Consider the following 17836-nt stretch of genomic DNA (forward strand, 5'->3'; position numbering starts at 1 on the left):
TGTTTTTTTCAGTCGTAACGTATTCTTGTTAAACTAATTATGAAAAAGACTCCTGCAAATAAAATGAGTATACCAATATATCCCCCTATATCTGCCAATGTACCTCCCCTTACAATTAACTCCGTAAAGCCACGCATCGCCCAAGTTTGCGGAACAAAATTTGCTGCCGTCTGCATCCATGCTGGTTCAATTTCAATCGTCCAATAAAGACCGCCAATCATGCATGTTGAAATCACAACGATATTACCTAATGCAGACTGTTGTTCTGTTGTTTTCACGATACTTGCTAATAATAAGGCTAGACCAATGACAGCTAATAATAACACGGAAACGAGTATAATAACCCCTAATAAATTTCCCCACTGCACATCAAATAAGGAATGCGTTAATATCATTAGAACACCAAATTGAATCCACCCTATTAAAAAGAATGAAAGGATATATCCCGTTAGTATTTGAACTTTTGAAACTGGTGCTTCTAATAAACGAGACCAAACACCAAGTTGTCTAGCTTTCAAAATAGTCCCCGTTGCACTTAACATAACAATCATAACGAATAGAATTGAAAATCCTGCCGCTCGCCCTGTAACGTTATTTAACTTTTGATCATCATGTGAAATTGATTCTTTTTGAATCGAAGCAGGTTCTACTTTTGTATAGATTTCTTTATACATAGGTTCCCACGAGGCATTGCTTTTCTTCTCAAAATCGCTCGCTGCACTAACTTCTATCTCCATTTTTTTTAATGCACTTGCCAATACTTGCTCTACAGAAGTTCCACCAGTAAAATCAGCACTGGCTTGAAACTGAATATTTTCTATCCTTCCATCTAACATATTCTTTTGAAAGTCTTTCGGAATAAGAACTATACCGGATGATTTTTTGTTTTCGATCTTCTGTTTGCCTTCCTTATACGTTACCTTCTCTATAGAAATTAAGTCACTTTTCTTTATGTCCTCGTAATACTTGCTAGATAATACAGAACCATCTTCATCTACTAAGCTAACATTTACTTTCGTATTCCCACTTCCACCCAAAAGTCCGCCGAAAATGAGTGTAAAAATAATAGGCATTCCAAACATAAGTATATAACTTTGTGGTTTTATTAAAATTTGTTTTAACTCTAGCCAACAAAGTGCCCAAACCTTCTTCATCATTTCTCCCTCCTATCTCGTACGTAAACGTAATGTTCCTATCATAACGGAGACAATTCCTGCACTACATAAACTAAAAATAACAGGGAGTAGCACATCCCAAGATGTTCCCGACATAATATTTAAAAAGCTTGTAAGTGCCCATTTATTCGGAGCAATATTCGCAATGGTTTGAAGTGTATCAGGGAATACATAAATCGGTAACATTGATCCTCCTAATATAGCGAGTATTTGAATACCGATTCCTCCCATTACATCTGCCGTTTTTTCCTCACGAATAAAAGCCGCAATTAACATAGATAAACCAGAAACACAAATTGCATAAGAAATTCCTATTGCTACTATTTGAGACAAGTCTCCACCCCATTCCACATGAAACATAAAGTGTGTAGCAACTATAAATATTCCAAATTGTATACATGCAAATAATAATGTACCTAAAAACTTCCCAAATAAAATTGAAAATGAGCTCGTTGGTGTACTAAACAAACGAGCCAACGTTTCAGTTCGTTGCTCTGTGACAACTGACTTTGCACCTACCGTTATGTTATATAGTAAGAACATGACTAACATCGCTGCTGCATAATACTGCATCGCTGCAACTGTTTTTTTACCTATCGTTCCTTTTTCAATGTTATCTGTACCCGAAGTTGCTACTGTTTGTAAATCTCCACTTACTTCTTTTGCAACTTGTTCCACATTACTATGCTGAGACTTTGCTAATTCCGTCACAACACTTTTAGTAGATACCGCCACTGTTTGAACACGTTCCGAAAAGGAGCGGATCATTGATTCAGCGATTTTTGCTTGTATATCTTTTGATGGGTCTATAAGCACCTTTGGCTCTTTTAATTTTCCATCTTGTACTTGTTCGCTCCATTTATTTGGGATGACGATTCCCACATCGATTTTCTTTTCCTTCAACATATCTTCAAGCTCTTCCTGAGAATTAACTATCTTTACTTTCACATCATCTTTTAATTCTTTAGATTGCAATACTTCTTTTTGAAAGACATCTGCAAACTCATCAGTTCCTACTTGATAATAGCCAATCACTGTTTTTGGTAGTCCACCATTATCAAATATATTACTTAACGCTGAACCTAAAATCGCTGTTAATAAAAGCGGCATAATTAACATCATCATAAATCCGCGTCGATCAATTAAACGTACTTTTAAATCTTTCCATGCAATAATAAAACTTTTCATCCCGCACTAACCTCCTTAATCACGAAGTGAACGTCCTGTTAATTGTAAAAAGAGTGCCTCCAAATTCGGTTCTTGCACTTCAAGCTTTAAAATTTGAGCGTTGTTCTCCACCACTACTGACACAACTGTACCAATGGACTCACCACCATTTAGCCCAATATCAATCGTACTATTATCTTCATCAAAAATAATTCGTTCAACAACAGATAGCGCTTTCAACTTTTGTAGCAGTTCCGTACTATAACGATTTAATTGCAATCTCACTATAAACCCATCTGCCAGGCGATTACATAGCTCCCTTTTCGTTCCTAATGCAATTACCTTTCCATGATCAACAATTGCAATTCTTTCACATAAATACTCTACTTCTTCCATGTAATGACTCGTATAAATAACTGTCATCCCTTTTTCATTTAATTTTTTAACAGTCTCTAAAATATGGTTTCTCGATTGCGGATCAATCCCAACTGTCGGTTCATCCATAATTAACAACTCTGGCTCATGCATAAGTGCGGCACCAATATTAATACGTCTTTTCATTCCACCTGAAAATGTTTCAATTTTATCTTTTCCACGGTCCTGTAAACCGACGTAAGCCAATACTTCCTCCGCTCGCTCTTTTGCAACTTTTCCATTTAAACCGTACATCTTTCCCCAAAAAACCAAATTTTCCTTCGCTGAAAGTGTTGGATAGAGCGCAATGTCTTGTGGAACAATACCAATTTTCTTTTTCGCCTCTAATGGATATTCTTTTACAGATTTCCCTCCAACTTTTATATCGCCACTGTCGTATGAAATTAACCCGCAAATCATTGATATCGTCGTTGATTTTCCCGCTCCATTTGGACCAAGCAATCCGAATGTTTCCCCTTTCTTCACCTCAAAAGAAACATTCTTTATGATTTCCTTCTTACCAAATGATTTCGTAATATGATCTATGACTAACATACTGATTCAGCCCCTTTGCATTCATCTACACTTTCATTGTAGAAAAATTTCTTCTTCTCTCCATCATCCTTGAGATAGAAATACAAAATAAAAAAGCAGCAAATTCTGCTGCTTTTTCACACTTATATATGCCAAAAGTCATGTGTACATCGTGATGCCATACCTTACTGCGTATATGGCTGCTTGCGTTCGATCTCTCAGTTCTAACTTACTAATTAAATTAGAAACATGATTCTTAACAGTTCCCTCTGTAATAAATAACTTTTCCGCAATCTCTTTATTATTTAACCCAAGTCCAATTTCCCTTAAAACATCTACTTCTCGCTCAGTTAATTGCGCTAATTGTTCTGGTGTGGTGCACTCTACTGCCACTTTTGTCTTTTTTAATTCTTTTATGATTTGCGCTGTTATATCCTGAGGAAGCACAGCTCCTCCACTATGCACCGTTAAAATTGCTTGAGCGATTGCATCTGTCTCCATGTCCTTCAATAAATACCCACTTGCTCCTTGCTCCAATGCTTCAAAGATAAGCTCACTATCACTAAAAGTCGTCAACATAAGTACTTTTATATGAGGGAATTGTTCTCTAACTAAACGTGTTCCTTCAACACCATTCATACGAGGCATCCGAATATCCATCAAAATAATTTCAGGATGTAGCTCTTTCACCTTTTGTATCACTTCGTCTCCATCTGTAGCAGTTCCCACTACTTCAAGTTCCTGACGTAAATTTAATAACATCGCTAAACCATCACGAATGAGTGATTGATCATCAACAATCATAATCCGAATCATACAATTCCCCCTATTAACCACGTCTTCTCCTGAAGTGGAAATTCAATCTGTAACCGAAAGCCTTTTTCTATCTCACTCTCAAATTGAATAGTTCCACCATGTTCCTCTACTCGTTCTCTCATATTAAGTAAACCAAAACCTGGACTTACCTCGTTAACCCCCACGCCATTATCCAAAATACATAGTTTAACTTGTTTCGCCGAACAAGTTAAACTCACTTCACATAAACTAGCTTTGCCATGCCGCTTTGCATTTGTTAAAGACTCTTGCATAACCCGAAGCAATGTAGGCTGTAGTGACAGCGGAATCACAACCGGATCTCCTTGTAATTGAAACGATACTTGTACTTTCGTCGCTTTAGAATATCCATGTAACATTTCACGCATATTTTCTATTATGTTCCCTAGTTTACCTTCTTCTTTTAAGGCATGTACAGACGCTCTCACCTCTTGAAGTGATTTCCTGGCTAGCCCATGACATGTATGTAAAACCTCTTCCGTAGCTTCCGACTTTTGTTTCCACAAAGCCTCTGCCAGTTGTAATTGGACAAGTAAGGCTGTCATATTATGACCGACAGTATCATGAATTTCTCGGGCAATATCATTTCTCTCTCGAACGGCTGTCAATTCTTCTACCTCTTTGGCATATAGACGTAATTGTTCATGTGCTTCTTTTAGAGCTGTATGAGATAATGTCAATTCCTCATATTGCTCATCTACCATTTTCCGAGCAGCTGTAAGTTTTTTTATTAAGCTTCCAGCTAAAGCACTAAAAACGATAAACATAAAATTAATAGCATTACTCTCCAATTCTAAACTACCTGTATGTTCATAAGCATGTATTATATTTATAAACCAGCAAAGAAAGAAAAAAGTAATAAAAAAGTACGTCATGCTTCTACGAAATTCATGAATAAATAGCCCTACTGCATCAATTCCAAATATAATTAAATATAAACATGTCTCGGGAAATAAAAAACCTAATAAAGCTGTGACTATCCCATTTGCTAATAGTGTATAAAAAACAAGTTTTTTACCTCCATTCACTTTTACTAGCAAAATATGATTCACAATATAAATAAAAAGTGCTGTACCCACAAAAAATTGCAAATGTGCTGTTTCACGTGAAACATGGTTTGCATAAACAAAACAGATCATGACGATTGTAACAATTCGCGCGTATCCTAACATAACATTCTCCTCACGTTTTAATAACCTAAAGTTCTTTTCTTGATTTTAATAACAAGAAAATTATACCAATTTCCGTCTTTCCGTACACAAAAAAGAGCAAGCCCTCCCTCAAAACATGAGAAAACAACTTGCTCTTTCATTCTAATCTCTTTACTCCACCATATTCTCTAACTCATTATATAGTTCTGCTCGTAACAACTCTTTCTTCGTTTTTTCTTCATACAATTGTTCAAGCATTTCAACATCAACTACTTGTTCCATCTTACACTCAAGCGTATATATATCTTCTTCAACATGCATTAACTCGGTTTCAATCTCCTCAACATTCCTAGCTTCTTTCTTTTTTACAGGGGCTGTTTCCATACTTTTTCTTCCTTGGCGTTGCTGCTTTATCACTTGTGTCTCGAGCTTTTCCTCCCACTTTTGACGCGCCCATGCATAGTTCCCTGCAAACTCAAATAATTTACGCTCATCAATCCAATACGTCTTTTCAAATAACTTATTTAAAAAATAACGATCATGTGAAACAGCTAAAATCGTTCCATTATATTGTTCAAGAGCTTCCTCTAAAACTTCTCTTGATTCAATGTCGAGATGATTTGTCGGCTCATCTAAAATTAAAAAATTGATATCTTGATACATAAGTTGCGCAAGTCTTAACCTCATTTTTTCCCCACCGCTCAGTTGCGTTACTTTCTTAAACACTGCTGGACCATAAAATAAAAACTTAGCTAATATATGTCTCGCTTCTCCCTCTGTTACAGCTATACATTCCCTGAAAGCCTCCAATACATTACTCTTCATATTTCCGTACGCATGCTGGGATAAATAACCGATTTTCACACTACTTCCAATTCGAATTTCTCCAGCGTCTGGTTTTATTTCTTCTAATAATAACTTTAATAGCGTTGTCTTTCCTGTACCATTACGACCAACGATAGCTGCACGCTCTTGAAAACGAACATGTAAATTTGCTTCGTTAAATAAAAGATGTTCCGCAAATCCTTTACTCACTTCTTTCATTACAACAACATCTTTTCCACTTCTCTCTTGCCCTTCAAACTGAAGTCCCATTTGTTTTCGTTCTAAAATAGGTTTCTTTAGTTTTTCCATACGTTCCAGTGCACGTTCCATACTTCTTGCTCTCTTATGCAATCCTTCATTCGGAGGATTCGCCTGATTTGCCCATTCACGTAGTCGCTTAATTGCTTCTTTCATTTTCTTTATTTTCTTTTGCTGTTCTTGATAAGCCTGAAACTCCTGAAGCAACCTTTCTTCCTTTTCCTCAACAAACTGAGAATAGTTTGTATGATACACGTGAATCTCTCCATCTTCTAAATCAAAAATCTTCGTTACAACTTCATCAAGGAAATAGCGATCATGTGAAATAACCATAACTGTTCCGTTGTATTCTTTTAAAAATTGCTCTAACCATTCGACTGCAAATAAATCTAAATGATTGGTTGGTTCATCTAATAAAAGTAAATCTGGTTTCTGCAACAGCATGTATGCAAGGCTTACTTTTGTTTGCTCCCCACCACTTAGCTCCAGAAATGATCGAGGGAATAGTTCTGTCACCTGTAAACCATTTGCTACCTTCATAATGTTCGCTTCGATTTCATAACCACCAAGAAACGCAAACTTTTCTTGGATGATTCCGTATCTCTCCATTAATTTTTGTAAAACAGAAGATTCCTGTTCTTCCGCCATATGTTTTTCTAAAGCACGCATTTCTCTTTCTAATTCCTTTTCTATTTTAAAAGCGGAACTCAATACCTCATATACAGTCATACTCTCATCAAATTTCGGAATTTGTGCTACATGACCAATACGTGTACCTTTCTTCATATGAATGGCCCCTGCATCCAAACTTTCCATTCCAGTTAGAAGCTGAAAAATGGTTGTCTTTCCACTACCGTTACGACCAACTAATCCAACACGTTCACCATTCTTTATTTCAAGCGATATATTTTCAAATATGATGTTTCCACCAAAAGATTTCGTTACATTATTTACACTACAAATTGTCATTTTCCGTACTCCTTTCAATATAAAAAACCATGGGGAAGAAACATTCCCCATGGTTTTCGGCATAGAAAAAGGAAGCTAAATAGCTCCCTTTTCACACGTTTATTAAAAATGGGTGAAGAGATTTCTATCGTTCTATAGCTACTATGCAATTGTTAAAAAAGGGCAGACGTATCCCGTTAACAACTACATCATGAAAAATCGCACGACAAAAATAGATAAAATCTAAAAATTTGGCACGTGCAGCTAAAGAACGTTTCATCTCATTCACCTCTTTCGTACGGAATTTAATACTTACTTCTTTATTATACTTTCCCATTCCATGTTTGAATAGTCATTTTTCTGAAAATAATGAAGATAGACTAAACATTTCGATAAGTGACATCAAATCTTACAAAACTGTTATGTTCACGTAATGGAAAGCGATAGTACGAAAAGATGCCTCCCTATACAATAAAGATGTAAACAAAAGAGACAACAAAAGGAGGAAACAATCATGATGAAGGAAATCTTAAAAGCAATCTTTGAGGTATTAGTGAACGGACAAGCAGTTGTAAAAGAACTAAACGAACTATAAAAAGGAGTGAAAGAATATGATGAACATGGTAAAAATGATTTTACACGCTTTAGTTGATGCAAAAGCAGTTAGCCAAGAATTAAACCAACAATAAAAAGGGGTAAATGAATATGAAGAAAGCCATTATTGTAATCGCAAGTACAGCAATTGCCTTTTACACAATAAAAAATAGAAAAAAGAAGCGCAATAAAAACGATCTATATTATCCATACACATTATTAAAGAAAAAATAAAAGACAAGGTACCCTATCTTAATGAGGATATCTTGTCTTTTATTTTTCCTATTCCCTTTAAAGGATTTTCCTCTTCTTTTCCCGAATGTATTAAGCGGGATTTTTACACATATTTTAAAGGGGCATAAATACAAATGGATACACAACAACTATACTTTTTAAACGACATCGGCAAACAAAAACCAGAAAGCATCCGGAATAGAAGCGCTGCATGTCCTTTTTGTGACAGAGAAAATTTAACGGATATTTTAGCAACTGAAGGCTCAATTATTTGGCTAAAAAACAAATTTCCTACATTAAAAGATACATTTCAAACGGTGCTAATCGAAACAGATAATTGTGAAGATCATATTGCGACATATACAGAAGAACATATGCGATCGTTAATCCGTTTCTCCATTAAACATTGGTTAGACTTACAGAAGAATGAAGAATTCACATCTGTAATTTTATACAAAAATCATGGTCCATTCTCAGGTGGAAGTTTGCATCATGCACACATGCAGATTATTGGAATGAAATATGTAAACTACCTCGATAACGTAGAACAGGACAACTTCCAAGGAGTAATTGTACAAAAGAACGAACACATTGAACTCAATATCTCAGATCGTCCTATTATCGGTTTTACTGAATTTAATATCATTATTGAAGATATTGAATGCATAGATGAACTAGCAAATTATATTCAGCAAACTGTACGTTACATACTGACAGATTTCCATAAAGGATGTAGTAGTTATAACTTATTCTTCTATTACTTAAACGAAAAAATCATTTGTAAAGTTGTTCCTAGATTTGTCGTCTCACCGTTATATGTAGGATATAAAATACCGCAAGTTTCCACAAAACTAGAAGACGTAAAAATACAACTAGCAGCGTATTTCACAAAACAAAACGACGTGATTATCCACAAAAAAATAGAGTAGGTATCAAAAACCTACTCTTTAATTACACCTTTATTTCGATAGTACACATCTTCTAATCCGATGTTATACTTCATGTTATTATCCGTCCACTCTGGCCCTAAATTCCCTGGCCATCCAGATGTATTTGCTATATATTTTAATAACGCAAAATCCGTCAAACCTTTTTGCACCCCGCGCTTATATCCTTTCATTAAATGCGGCATTGCAATTTGCGCATTTGTACGTGGATCTTTCAGCTCATCATCAGTTAAATGATCCGGTGCAAGTCCACCACCGCGATGCAATTGAAACAATCCGAATGAAGTTCCGTTATCTCCAACACTTCTTGGATTTAATCGACTTTCATGTTCGGCAATTGTAAGAGGTATCCATTCTGGAAGATTGACTTTCTTTGCTTCCTCTATAATAATTTGTTTCATCTGTTTTGCTTCTTCTGAGTCAACATAGCTTGTCTCATTTACTAATTTGCCCATTCCTTCAGACTTTCCTTGGAAATATAAGTACACTCCAAGAACAACTAAAAATCCTACAAAGAATTTCTTCACTACCTCTACCTCTTTCTCCGCTGAAATTTGTCCCCTTTCAGCCTTCTTCCCTTTACAATTACCCACATTCTATCATTCTCTTACTCTTTTATCATAGCAAATAACTATACATATTATCATCATGCTTTAGACCGATTTTGTGAAAAAACAGCTGGTAAATACGTGCAAAAATGTAACTTTCATAGACTACAACGTATTTCTTGTATATAATTGTAAATTGAACTCTACATATAGAATAGGAGCAGACCAAATGAAAAAGTGCATAATACTCTTGTTCAGTATTTTACTTCTTATGCCCATCCACATCTCTGCACAAACGTCATCAAAACCAAAAGTACTTGTTTTATATAGTACAAAAGAAGATACAATTACAAATAATATTCAAATCCTTAATACTCAACTAGGCCATTTTACAAACGATATAACTATGAAAAGTTTAAACAAGGCTAATGAAATTACTAATTCATCTTCTTATACACATATCGTCTATATCGGTGAACAAAAAGAAGAATTTCCTACTGAAGCAAAACAACTTATAGAAAATTTCTCAGGTCCAGTATTAGTTTTAGGGCAAAATGTTGAACAATTATCTAATCGCTTTTCATTCATTACCCTAAAGGATAATGATATACGAACTAATAAAATCGAATATCCAAGTAATAAATTAAAAAACACTCTAGAAGAAGAACGTTTGATTCAATCTTTTGATACAAACGGAACTGTTCTTGCTAACGCTTTAAGCCCAAATAACAAGAACCCACTAATCGTTCAACATGAAGCATCTTACTACGTTGCAACACCAAATCTCTTTGACTGGATCTCTCATTACGTCGGTGAAATGCTATTTTCTTACTTTAAACAAAAACCAACGACAAATAAAGTAGAAGCTTATTTACGTCTTGAAGACGTTCATCCAGCCGCAGATATAAATCAATTAAAAGAAATTGCTGAATTACTAAAAGAGAAAAAGATCCCCTACATGATGACAGTCATACCAGTATATAAAGATCCTGATACAGGAAAGACAGTACATTTAAAAGATAAACCCGAACTAGTCGATCTTTTACGCTCTATGCAAGACGATGGTGCAGCAATTATTATGCATGGTTATACTCACCAATTTTATGATAGTGAAACCGGTGAAGGTTTTGAATTTTGGGATGTAAAAACAGACCAGCCAATTCGTCAACCAAATCATGAACAACCAAAATCAAAAGATGACTTTCCTACTATAGATGCCTATAATGCATACGTAAAAAAAGGGGAAGAGTTTGAAGAAAAATATACAACTGATCATATTGAAAAAGGCATTCAAGAACTTGTAGATGCCAAATTATATCCTGTCGCATTTGAAGCACCTCATTACACGATGTCTCAAAAAGGATATGAAATACTATCAAGGTACTTTTCAACTTATGTAGGACAACTACAGTTAAGTGATACAACTTGGAAATCCATGCACTCACCATTTTATACAAGTACCCCATCCTTTTTACATGGCATGAAATTAATGCCTGAAACAGTTGGATTTATTGAAGAAGATAAGCCACATGCTATCGCTAAAATGAAAGAACGTGCTGTATCTGTTGCAAAACTATCTGACGGCATTATCGGTGCATTCTATCATCCTTACTTAGGTGTGAAACCATTAAAAGAAGTACTAAAGGATCTAGAAAGTATTCCAAATATAGAATGGATTGATTTACAAAAAGAAACAAATGAAGTGAAGATGAAGGATATTCATATTACTACTAATAAAGATGGCATTCACGTTGAAAAACCAACAAGCGCAAGCGACGTAATGGATTATGTAAAACAATATGGATTCTTCCTTATACTTGGTTTCTTCATCATTGTCTTTCTATTGTTATTAAGACGTGCAAAAAAATTAGAATCCTAAAATAAAACCACCAAGCAAAATGCTTGGTGGTTTTTTAACTTAAACCAAAACGTGGCATATTATTAATAACCCATTGATTATGTTCATAAATAAATTCAACTTCCACTTTTTCCGTTACATTATCATAATCATTATACGTTTCTACCTGCGCTTTTATTTTTCCATCCTTTAACTCGGCAGAAATAATTTTTGTAAATTTAGTTGCTGCTTTTGATCCTGGATCTCCAATAGCATAGTACATTTTTCCATTTAACTCTTTCATATACTTACTCTTCATATACTCTGCTATAAATGATTTTGAGAAATACGTAGATAGCGTAGTCTCTAAATTATCCTTCGTATTATAAATAGGGGTCACTAATTCCCCGTATGAAAAATCCCCTACTCGTTTTGGGTTTCCTGTTAGTGCAGCCATTTGAACACTAGTGAGTTCCTTCTGTGCATTCCATACTTTCTGTAACATAACGTCGTCTGCTAGCTTCTTATCTTTTACTTCATTTGATTTCTTTGTATCTAGATTCATGATAGTGCCATTATCCGTATAGAGGTACATATCTCCTGCTACAAAATATAAATAAGATTTAGTTGGTTCAACCGCTTTATTATAAATTACTTTTTCATTTCCTCCATTCATTCTCTTCTTATATACTCCATCCTTTTTTATATAATAAAAAGTGTCCCCTTTCACATTCATCTGCAAGGCATCCTTTACCAATAACTTTTCATTATTTTGTTGAACGTCTATTTCATATATGCCATGCTCAGCTTCATTTGTTTCAAAAGGTAACGAAAAGTCGACAACAGCATATAATTTTTCATTATCATATGTAGCACTAGATATTGTTGCATAATTTTCTTTGGACCAAGTTTTATTATCTTTTGTAACTTGTGTTCCACGATTTTTATTCCAATGTAGAATACTATCATCTATCGTTTGAGACCAACCAGAATTTTTAAATGCCGCTTCTTCTTCCTGTCCCGTTTTCAAATCCATTTTTACAATCCCTACAATATCAAAACCACCACGCTCAGAATATTTTTTCGGATAAAATAAAGTTTGATCTTTTATATAAACATAATTTGTATCCGCTTTTAACGCGTCTAGCTTTTTGTTAGCTATATCATACTTCATTAAAGAAGATAATCCCGCATTCTTATCTTCATCCGTATGAATAAAATATAAAACCTTGTTTTTTATATTTATGTAAGAAGCATTTACACCTTCCACTACACGTTCCGAAGTCTGAAATTGATCTTTCGTACGATAAATGCCTCCTGTATTTTTATTACCATTTACTGCATAGTAAACCCATCCATCACTCTCTGCCATCTTCCCTTTATTAGAACTGTTTCCAACCGTATTGCCATTTTTCTCATTTTCTTTCATCTGTTTTTCAACTACTGGATCCATTTGTTCTTCTTTATTTTCTTGTGTTACGTTTGAATTGATAGCCTTTTTTTCTGCTTCACATCCAAACGCTGCAAGTGCAATTGTACCGATCATCATTGTAATAGCTATTTTTTTATATGCTCTCCCCATTTTCTTCCCTACTTCCTTCATCAAATTAAATACATCATAAATTATAGAAAATATTAGAAAAAATATCCATAATAAAAAGGATAAGAGTAACGCTCCTATCCTTTCAAATAAAGTGAAACTTTAATTAGTGGGGTTTTGTCCATCCCCCACTGGTTATTAGTTGAACCAATCGGGCTTTTACGGGAAGTTGCTCTCCCACCTAACTCCTCCGCATTAGTCAAATTTTGAGGTGGAAGTCTTACTGCCCGTTAATGCGGGGTAAAATTGAATCGTATTTTCATATATCGTTTTCATAACCTTATCAACAGACATGTTTTTTATAACACTAATTTCCTTTAGTACCTCTCTAATCATTCCCGGATGCGTCATAACATCGTCTTGAAATTCCCACGGTCCATCTGTTTCTACCATCATATATTCAAGAGGATAATACGAAACAATTTTTCTAATCTTCTCCTTATGTAAAACATCTGGTGTGATAGAAATATAATAACCGTTCCTCATCATACGTTTCATTGTTGTTTCACTTCCTTTAAACCAATGAAAATGCGCACGTGAAACTTTATATTTCTCCAATAAATCACATACAATATCAGCATCTTCATACACTGCATGCAATATAATTGGTAAATCATATTTACTAGCTAGTTCAACAAACCGTTGTAACACTGATATATACGAATTGACAGCAATGCGCTCATCTTCTTTTCTTAAATAATACGGTAAGCCAACTTCACCAATCGCAACTATATCCTCTACATGCTCTTCAATTAATTTATAAATTTGCTCACATTCTTCTTTATGAATCGGTTGCTCTGGATGAAAACCTATTGCTGGATGTACAAAAGGATATCGTTTTGCTAAAGATAAAGTTTCTTTACATGATTGATAATTCATAGATACAGCAATAAGCCCCTTTATCTCTTTACTATTTTCCACATCTTTAAGTAATCTACTTTTCTCTTCACCCTTATATTGGTCAACGTGTATATGACTATCAATCCATTTCATTTTTATTCCCCCATAAAAAAAACAAGAAAGGATCTCCCTTCTTGTTTTGTCATCTATGTTATTTAACAATTAAGTTTGTTATGATATCAAATAATCCAATACATACTACGGCAACAGTAAAGTAGCTACAGAAATCTTTAATTGGAAACTTCACTACTTCTTCTTTACGCATCCCATTCTTCTCCCTTCTTACTATATCCCTAATTATTTTTATCTATTTGTATCTATTATGCAAAAAATATGACAAATTTACTATCGAATTAACTTACGTAAACCTTACAATGTTGTAAGGTTTATAAAAAGGGCCTCATCTCCATACAGATGAGGCTATTAAAAAGTAGTCGGTTTTTCATTCTTCATTCATATTACAAAAAGAAAGTAATACAGTGAGACTTTCTAATTACACTATATAAAATTCACTATCTTTTAACTATCGAATTACATTACAGAAGACTTACATGTTTGTAAGCTATGTGTAATGTAATTCGATAGTTTCTCTCACCTACATCTCGTACAATAAAGTTAGTAAGTAAGCTAAATAAGAAGAACACTCACATAACCAAATTACATTGCTAGTAGCTACTCTTCTTATACCTTTCACTCATGCTACTACAATGTACCCCCTTCCCCTTTATATATATAAAGCCTTAGTCCCTCTGGACTAAGGCTTTTTTATGAACCATTAAAATACCCATACCTAGTATTTTTATTTTCGACAAAAAATAGGCGGGGGTATAACCCGCTATCTCATCGCTAAAAGTTTACTCTTTGCATTAATAGGAATATTTACAGCTTCAATTTCTTCAATCGACTCGCCGTAGCGTCCTTTTGCGTACACCTTTAATGTTTCATCTCTCTTTAACATATGCTTAACAGTCTTCTTTATTTTTTGTTCTCTTCCACGTTCGTCAAATGCAATAAATTCATATTCATACCACTCATCGCCAATATGCTGACCAATTGTATTCACAACCGTATAGTATTCTTTCGTCTTATAAAATGGATTATATTTATCGATAACCGGTCCAAGTTTCGTAGGTAGTAACATTATTACTATGACTATCATCGCTATTATAGTAGTGATCATTTTTTTCTTCATAATAAACATTCCTCCTCTGCAGGATATATATACATCCATTTTAAAAAGAAAGAATACAATCTACTATTGAATCTCATTACATTACACTTACATTTTTGTAAGAATTAAAAAAAGATGAACGAATTTACTCGTTCACCTTTTAGCTCGCTTTAAAGCCTCCGCCAAGTACATCACGTACATCATGGATAACGACGAAAGCATCTTCATCTACTCGACTAATAACTTGCTTTAACTTAACAAGCTCTTGTTTATTAATAACAACATATAAAACTTCTTTATTTTTACCAGTATATCCGCCGCGCCCTTCTAATACAGTAACGCCGCGTGTCATGTTTTTCGTAATAGCCTCACGTATTAACTCTGGTTGATTTGAAATAATTGTAACAGCCGTTTTTGTGTCCATTCCTTCTACAATGAAATCAATTACTTTCGCTCCGATGAATACTGCAACAAGTGTGTACATCGCTTTTTCTTGCCCTATTATAAATACAGAACCAGCAATTACAACGATATCAATAATAAGTACACCTTTTCCGACACTCCAACCTAAATATTGATTTGCTAACCGTGCTAAAATTGCCGATCCCCCTGATGTACCTCCAGCTTTGAACATACAGCCTAATCCGATACCGACAAATACACCAGCAAATAGTGCCGCTAATAACGTATCACTATTTACATGGTACTCAATATGTTCCGTAACATATAAAAACAAAGATGTTTCTACAATCCCTAAAATTGTATAAACCATCGTTTTCTTATCAAAAAATTTATAACCAACAGCTAGTAAAATTGCATTTATAGCAAAATTCACAATCCCCGGCGACCAATCAAATAAATAGTACGTAACAACCGTTAAACCAATAATTCCACCCTCTGATAGACGGTTTGGAATTGCAAAGTAATTAATACCAATTGCGAATAATAATGAACCAATTGTAATTAGTGTTATTTCCTTTATACGTTGATTAACCATAGTTCATACCCTCCCCCCATTTGACATTGTATCACTATCTCCTAGAGGTTTAGAAGTTGTTTTTATTCAGCATTTTTCCTCATAAAGACCAGAATATTATGTTTAAACAGGGGGGTGATTAATTATTCACATTCGCTCTAACTATACGGCCAAATTGCTCCACATTCCCCTTCTGAATATACTTAGCTCGGATGGTTTCATGATTACAAATAAATTCGAAATACGGGCGAAAAACTATGCTATCTATATGCAAATATGAGTACTCTTTAAATATTGAAGGATAGTAAGGAAATTTCCCGTAAAACAGGAGACGTCTAGTAGTCGCAACAAAAATCCCATGTTGATAACATAACGTAAAATTATCCTTCTCAAAAACCCCCACCACAAAGGCTAAAACATTTTCGTCATTCCCTAAAAACTTTTTTATACTTAATAAAAGTTCATTCATGCATTTCCCTCCAAATACTATTCTTGAAAAGAATCCATGGATTGTTACAAACCAGTTTAACTCCTTTATAAAGTATGAAACGCGTTTCCTGTCAAAGGTATTTCAAAAAATAATCCGTTATGCACTTATACACATAACGGATTAAAACTACACTGTAGATCGCTCCACAAGTTCATATGGAATTTCCACCTTTTCTTGTTTAGAACTTTCATCATTTGTTTGTCGATAAAACATTTCAAAGGCTTTTTTACCTATTTCCTTTAAATTTTGATCAATAGTTGTAAGTTGTAACACTTGCGAGATAGGTTGATTATCCAAACCAATAATCGCTAAATCCTCAGGAACTTGAATACCTAATTTTTCAGCTTCTGTCATAACCCCAATCGCAACTTCATCTCCTGCTACTATTAATGCTTCAGGAAGATGCTGCATTTCCTTTAATTTATGAGCCACTCTCACACCATCTTCTAACGTAAAACATTCTGTGAAAATCCATTCTTCATTCACTTCTTCATCTATAGATTGCAATTGACGCTTATACACATCAAAACGCTTTTGACTACTCGGTCCTAGCTTTCTCCCCGTGCAATAACCAATTGTTTTATAACCTTTTTCAATAAGATGATTCATTCCTAGCTGGAAAGCTGCCGAATGATTTGTATATACACTTGAGATATTTGAAATATCATTGTCTTCACAAGCAATGATTGTGCCGTACGAAGCATACGGTTCTATCATTTCCCAATCATTTGCACGCGAACAAATAATGAGACCATCCAATTGTTTCGTTTTTAACATATGTAAACTTTTCATTTCTTCTTTTTTATTATAGTTTGTTTGGCAAAGTAGCACCCTGTAGTTATGAGTTAACGCTCCCTCCATCATTCCCCCTACCATTGCATCGAAGCTCGGGTGATTAATGTAAGGGAGAATTACACCAACAATATTCGTCTTTCCTTTTGATAAATGAACAGCATTTGCGTTTTGTGAGTAATTCAATTTCTCAACTATTTCTAAAACAACTCTCCTTTTTTCTTCACTTACGTATGGATGATCATTTAGCACCCTCGAAACAGTTGTAATTGAAACCCCAGCCATCTTGGCGATATCTTTAATATTAGCCATACACTCACCTCTACTCCTAACTTAATGAATGCAATGAACATATGTCAATTCTTCTTATCATTACACTGTCATTCGTTTTTCTTACAAAAGTGTAATTTTCCTGTAAGCTAATTCGATAGTTGCTCTCCG

Annotated in this window: 17 protein-coding genes; 3 read left to right on the forward strand and 14 right to left on the reverse strand. The window is 34.5% G+C overall.

Annotation, left to right across the window (positions count from 1 at the left end):
* Positions 1 to 8 precede the first annotated feature (8 nt).
* From ACTFRS_RS26610 to ACTFRS_RS26640, 7 genes are all read right to left on the reverse strand, one after another.
* Positions 9 to 1154, reverse strand: a complete 1146-nt coding sequence (locus ACTFRS_RS26610) for an ABC transporter permease (protein WP_440025701.1) — start codon at positions 1152 to 1154, stop codon at positions 9 to 11.
* A 12-nt stretch (positions 1155 to 1166) separates the two neighbouring features.
* Positions 1167 to 2363, reverse strand: coding sequence for an ABC transporter permease (locus tag ACTFRS_RS26615; RefSeq protein ID WP_139869624.1), 1197 nt, complete (start codon positions 2361 to 2363; stop codon positions 1167 to 1169).
* Positions 2364 to 2378: 15 nt separating this feature from the next.
* Positions 2379 to 3311 carry an ABC transporter ATP-binding protein gene (locus ACTFRS_RS26620; protein ID WP_061185325.1) on the reverse strand — a complete coding sequence of 311 codons (933 nt, stop codon included), beginning with the start codon at positions 3309 to 3311 and terminating at the stop codon, positions 2379 to 2381.
* Positions 3312 to 3449: 138 nt separating this feature from the next.
* Positions 3450 to 4106 carry a response regulator gene (locus ACTFRS_RS26625; RefSeq protein WP_000619343.1) on the reverse strand — a complete coding sequence of 219 codons (657 nt, stop codon included), beginning with the start codon at positions 4104 to 4106 and terminating at the stop codon, positions 3450 to 3452.
* Positions 4103 to 5296 carry a sensor histidine kinase gene (locus tag ACTFRS_RS26630; protein WP_139869623.1) on the reverse strand — a complete coding sequence of 398 codons (1194 nt, stop codon included), beginning with the start codon at positions 5294 to 5296 and terminating at the stop codon, positions 4103 to 4105. Before ACTFRS_RS26630 ends, ACTFRS_RS26625 begins: the two co-directional genes overlap by 4 nt.
* A gap of 150 nt (positions 5297 to 5446) precedes the next feature.
* Positions 5447 to 7327 carry a ribosomal protection-like ABC-F family protein gene (gene abc-f / locus ACTFRS_RS26635; protein ID WP_139869622.1) on the reverse strand — a complete coding sequence of 627 codons (1881 nt, stop codon included), beginning with the start codon at positions 7325 to 7327 and terminating at the stop codon, positions 5447 to 5449.
* Between the two features lie 124 nt (positions 7328 to 7451).
* A complete protein-coding gene (locus tag ACTFRS_RS26640; protein WP_000830641.1) occupies positions 7452 to 7586 on the reverse strand; it encodes an RAxF-45 family protein in 135 nt (44 codons plus the stop codon).
* Positions 7587 to 8005: 419 nt separating this feature from the next.
* On the opposite strand from ACTFRS_RS26640, the gene ACTFRS_RS26645 reads away from it, so the two are divergent.
* Positions 8006 to 8134 carry a spore coat protein B gene (locus ACTFRS_RS26645; RefSeq protein ID WP_139869621.1) on the forward strand — a complete coding sequence of 43 codons (129 nt, stop codon included), beginning with the start codon at positions 8006 to 8008 and terminating at the stop codon, positions 8132 to 8134.
* Positions 8135 to 8268: 134 nt separating this feature from the next.
* The gene (locus tag ACTFRS_RS26650) at positions 8269 to 9063 is read left to right on the forward strand and encodes a DUF4931 domain-containing protein (RefSeq protein ID WP_139869620.1); all 795 of its coding nucleotides are present in this window, start codon (positions 8269 to 8271) and stop codon (positions 9061 to 9063) included.
* 11 nt (positions 9064 to 9074) lie between these two features.
* Here the strand turns inward: ACTFRS_RS26650 and ACTFRS_RS26655 are convergent, their stop codons facing one another.
* Positions 9075 to 9608 carry a transglycosylase SLT domain-containing protein gene (locus tag ACTFRS_RS26655; RefSeq protein WP_000713259.1) on the reverse strand — a complete coding sequence of 178 codons (534 nt, stop codon included), beginning with the start codon at positions 9606 to 9608 and terminating at the stop codon, positions 9075 to 9077.
* A gap of 250 nt (positions 9609 to 9858) precedes the next feature.
* On the opposite strand from ACTFRS_RS26655, the gene ACTFRS_RS26660 reads away from it, so the two are divergent.
* Positions 9859 to 11508, forward strand: coding sequence for a DUF2334 domain-containing protein (locus ACTFRS_RS26660; protein ID WP_139869619.1), 1650 nt, complete (start codon positions 9859 to 9861; stop codon positions 11506 to 11508).
* A gap of 34 nt (positions 11509 to 11542) precedes the next feature.
* Here the strand turns inward: ACTFRS_RS26660 and ACTFRS_RS26665 are convergent, their stop codons facing one another.
* The 6 genes from ACTFRS_RS26665 to ACTFRS_RS26690 form a co-directional block, all read right to left on the reverse strand.
* Positions 11543 to 13048: a DL-endopeptidase inhibitor IseA family protein gene (locus ACTFRS_RS26665; RefSeq protein ID WP_440025706.1), complete on the reverse strand. Its 1506-nt coding sequence runs from the start codon at positions 13046 to 13048 to the stop codon at positions 11543 to 11545.
* 213 nt (positions 13049 to 13261) lie between these two features.
* Positions 13262 to 14059 carry a TatD family hydrolase gene (locus tag ACTFRS_RS26670; RefSeq protein WP_048553632.1) on the reverse strand — a complete coding sequence of 266 codons (798 nt, stop codon included), beginning with the start codon at positions 14057 to 14059 and terminating at the stop codon, positions 13262 to 13264.
* Between the two features lie 742 nt (positions 14060 to 14801).
* Complete coding sequence (locus ACTFRS_RS26675) at positions 14802 to 15158, reverse strand: YxeA family protein (protein ID WP_000728419.1); 357 nt, start codon at positions 15156 to 15158, stop codon at positions 14802 to 14804.
* 139 nt (positions 15159 to 15297) lie between these two features.
* Entirely contained in the window at positions 15298 to 16134 is an 837-nt protein-coding gene (locus ACTFRS_RS26680) for a YitT family protein (RefSeq protein WP_044790585.1), read from the reverse strand.
* A gap of 118 nt (positions 16135 to 16252) precedes the next feature.
* Complete coding sequence (locus ACTFRS_RS26685) at positions 16253 to 16582, reverse strand: PH domain-containing protein (RefSeq protein WP_139869616.1); 330 nt, start codon at positions 16580 to 16582, stop codon at positions 16253 to 16255.
* A gap of 147 nt (positions 16583 to 16729) precedes the next feature.
* The gene (locus tag ACTFRS_RS26690) at positions 16730 to 17707 is read right to left on the reverse strand and encodes a LacI family DNA-binding transcriptional regulator (protein WP_139869615.1); all 978 of its coding nucleotides are present in this window, start codon (positions 17705 to 17707) and stop codon (positions 16730 to 16732) included.
* Positions 17708 to 17836 lie beyond the last annotated feature (129 nt).

It is taken from the genome of Bacillus cereus group sp. MYBK139-1, assembly GCF_051916915.1.
Taxonomy (GTDB): Bacteria; Bacillota; Bacilli; order Bacillales; family Bacillaceae_G; genus Bacillus_A; species Bacillus_A pacificus.

Bases quoted from the DNA above. Each gene is read 5' to 3' on its own strand.
- ACTFRS_RS26670 (WP_048553632.1), bottom strand. From the start codon at position 14,059: ATGAAATGGATTGATAGTCATATACACGTTGACCAATATAAGGGTGAA.
- ACTFRS_RS26675 (WP_000728419.1), bottom strand. From the start codon at position 15,158: ATGAAGAAAAAAATGATCACTACTATAATAGCGATGATAGTCATAGTA.
- abc-f (WP_139869622.1), bottom strand. From the start codon at position 7,327: ATGACAATTTGTAGTGTAAATAATGTAACGAAATCTTTTGGTGGAAAC.
- ACTFRS_RS26680 (WP_044790585.1), bottom strand. From the start codon at position 16,134: ATGGTTAATCAACGTATAAAGGAAATAACACTAATTACAATTGGTTCA.
- ACTFRS_RS26665 (WP_440025706.1), bottom strand. From the start codon at position 13,048: ATGGGGAGAGCATATAAAAAAATAGCTATTACAATGATGATCGGTACA.
- ACTFRS_RS26650 (WP_139869620.1), top strand. From the start codon at position 8,269: ATGGATACACAACAACTATACTTTTTAAACGACATCGGCAAACAAAAA.
- ACTFRS_RS26645 (WP_139869621.1), top strand. From the start codon at position 8,006: ATGAATATGAAGAAAGCCATTATTGTAATCGCAAGTACAGCAATTGCC.
- ACTFRS_RS26630 (WP_139869623.1), bottom strand. From the start codon at position 5,296: ATGTTAGGATACGCGCGAATTGTTACAATCGTCATGATCTGTTTTGTT.
- ACTFRS_RS26685 (WP_139869616.1), bottom strand. From the start codon at position 16,582: ATGAATGAACTTTTATTAAGTATAAAAAAGTTTTTAGGGAATGACGAA.
- ACTFRS_RS26615 (WP_139869624.1), bottom strand. From the start codon at position 2,363: ATGAAAAGTTTTATTATTGCATGGAAAGATTTAAAAGTACGTTTAATT.
- ACTFRS_RS26640 (WP_000830641.1), bottom strand. From the start codon at position 7,586: ATGAAACGTTCTTTAGCTGCACGTGCCAAATTTTTAGATTTTATCTAT.
- ACTFRS_RS26610 (WP_440025701.1), bottom strand. From the start codon at position 1,154: ATGAAGAAGGTTTGGGCACTTTGTTGGCTAGAGTTAAAACAAATTTTA.
- ACTFRS_RS26690 (WP_139869615.1), bottom strand. From the start codon at position 17,707: ATGGCTAATATTAAAGATATCGCCAAGATGGCTGGGGTTTCAATTACA.
- ACTFRS_RS26660 (WP_139869619.1), top strand. From the start codon at position 9,859: ATGAAAAAGTGCATAATACTCTTGTTCAGTATTTTACTTCTTATGCCC.
- ACTFRS_RS26620 (WP_061185325.1), bottom strand. From the start codon at position 3,311: ATGTTAGTCATAGATCATATTACGAAATCATTTGGTAAGAAGGAAATC.
- ACTFRS_RS26625 (WP_000619343.1), bottom strand. From the start codon at position 4,106: ATGATTCGGATTATGATTGTTGATGATCAATCACTCATTCGTGATGGT.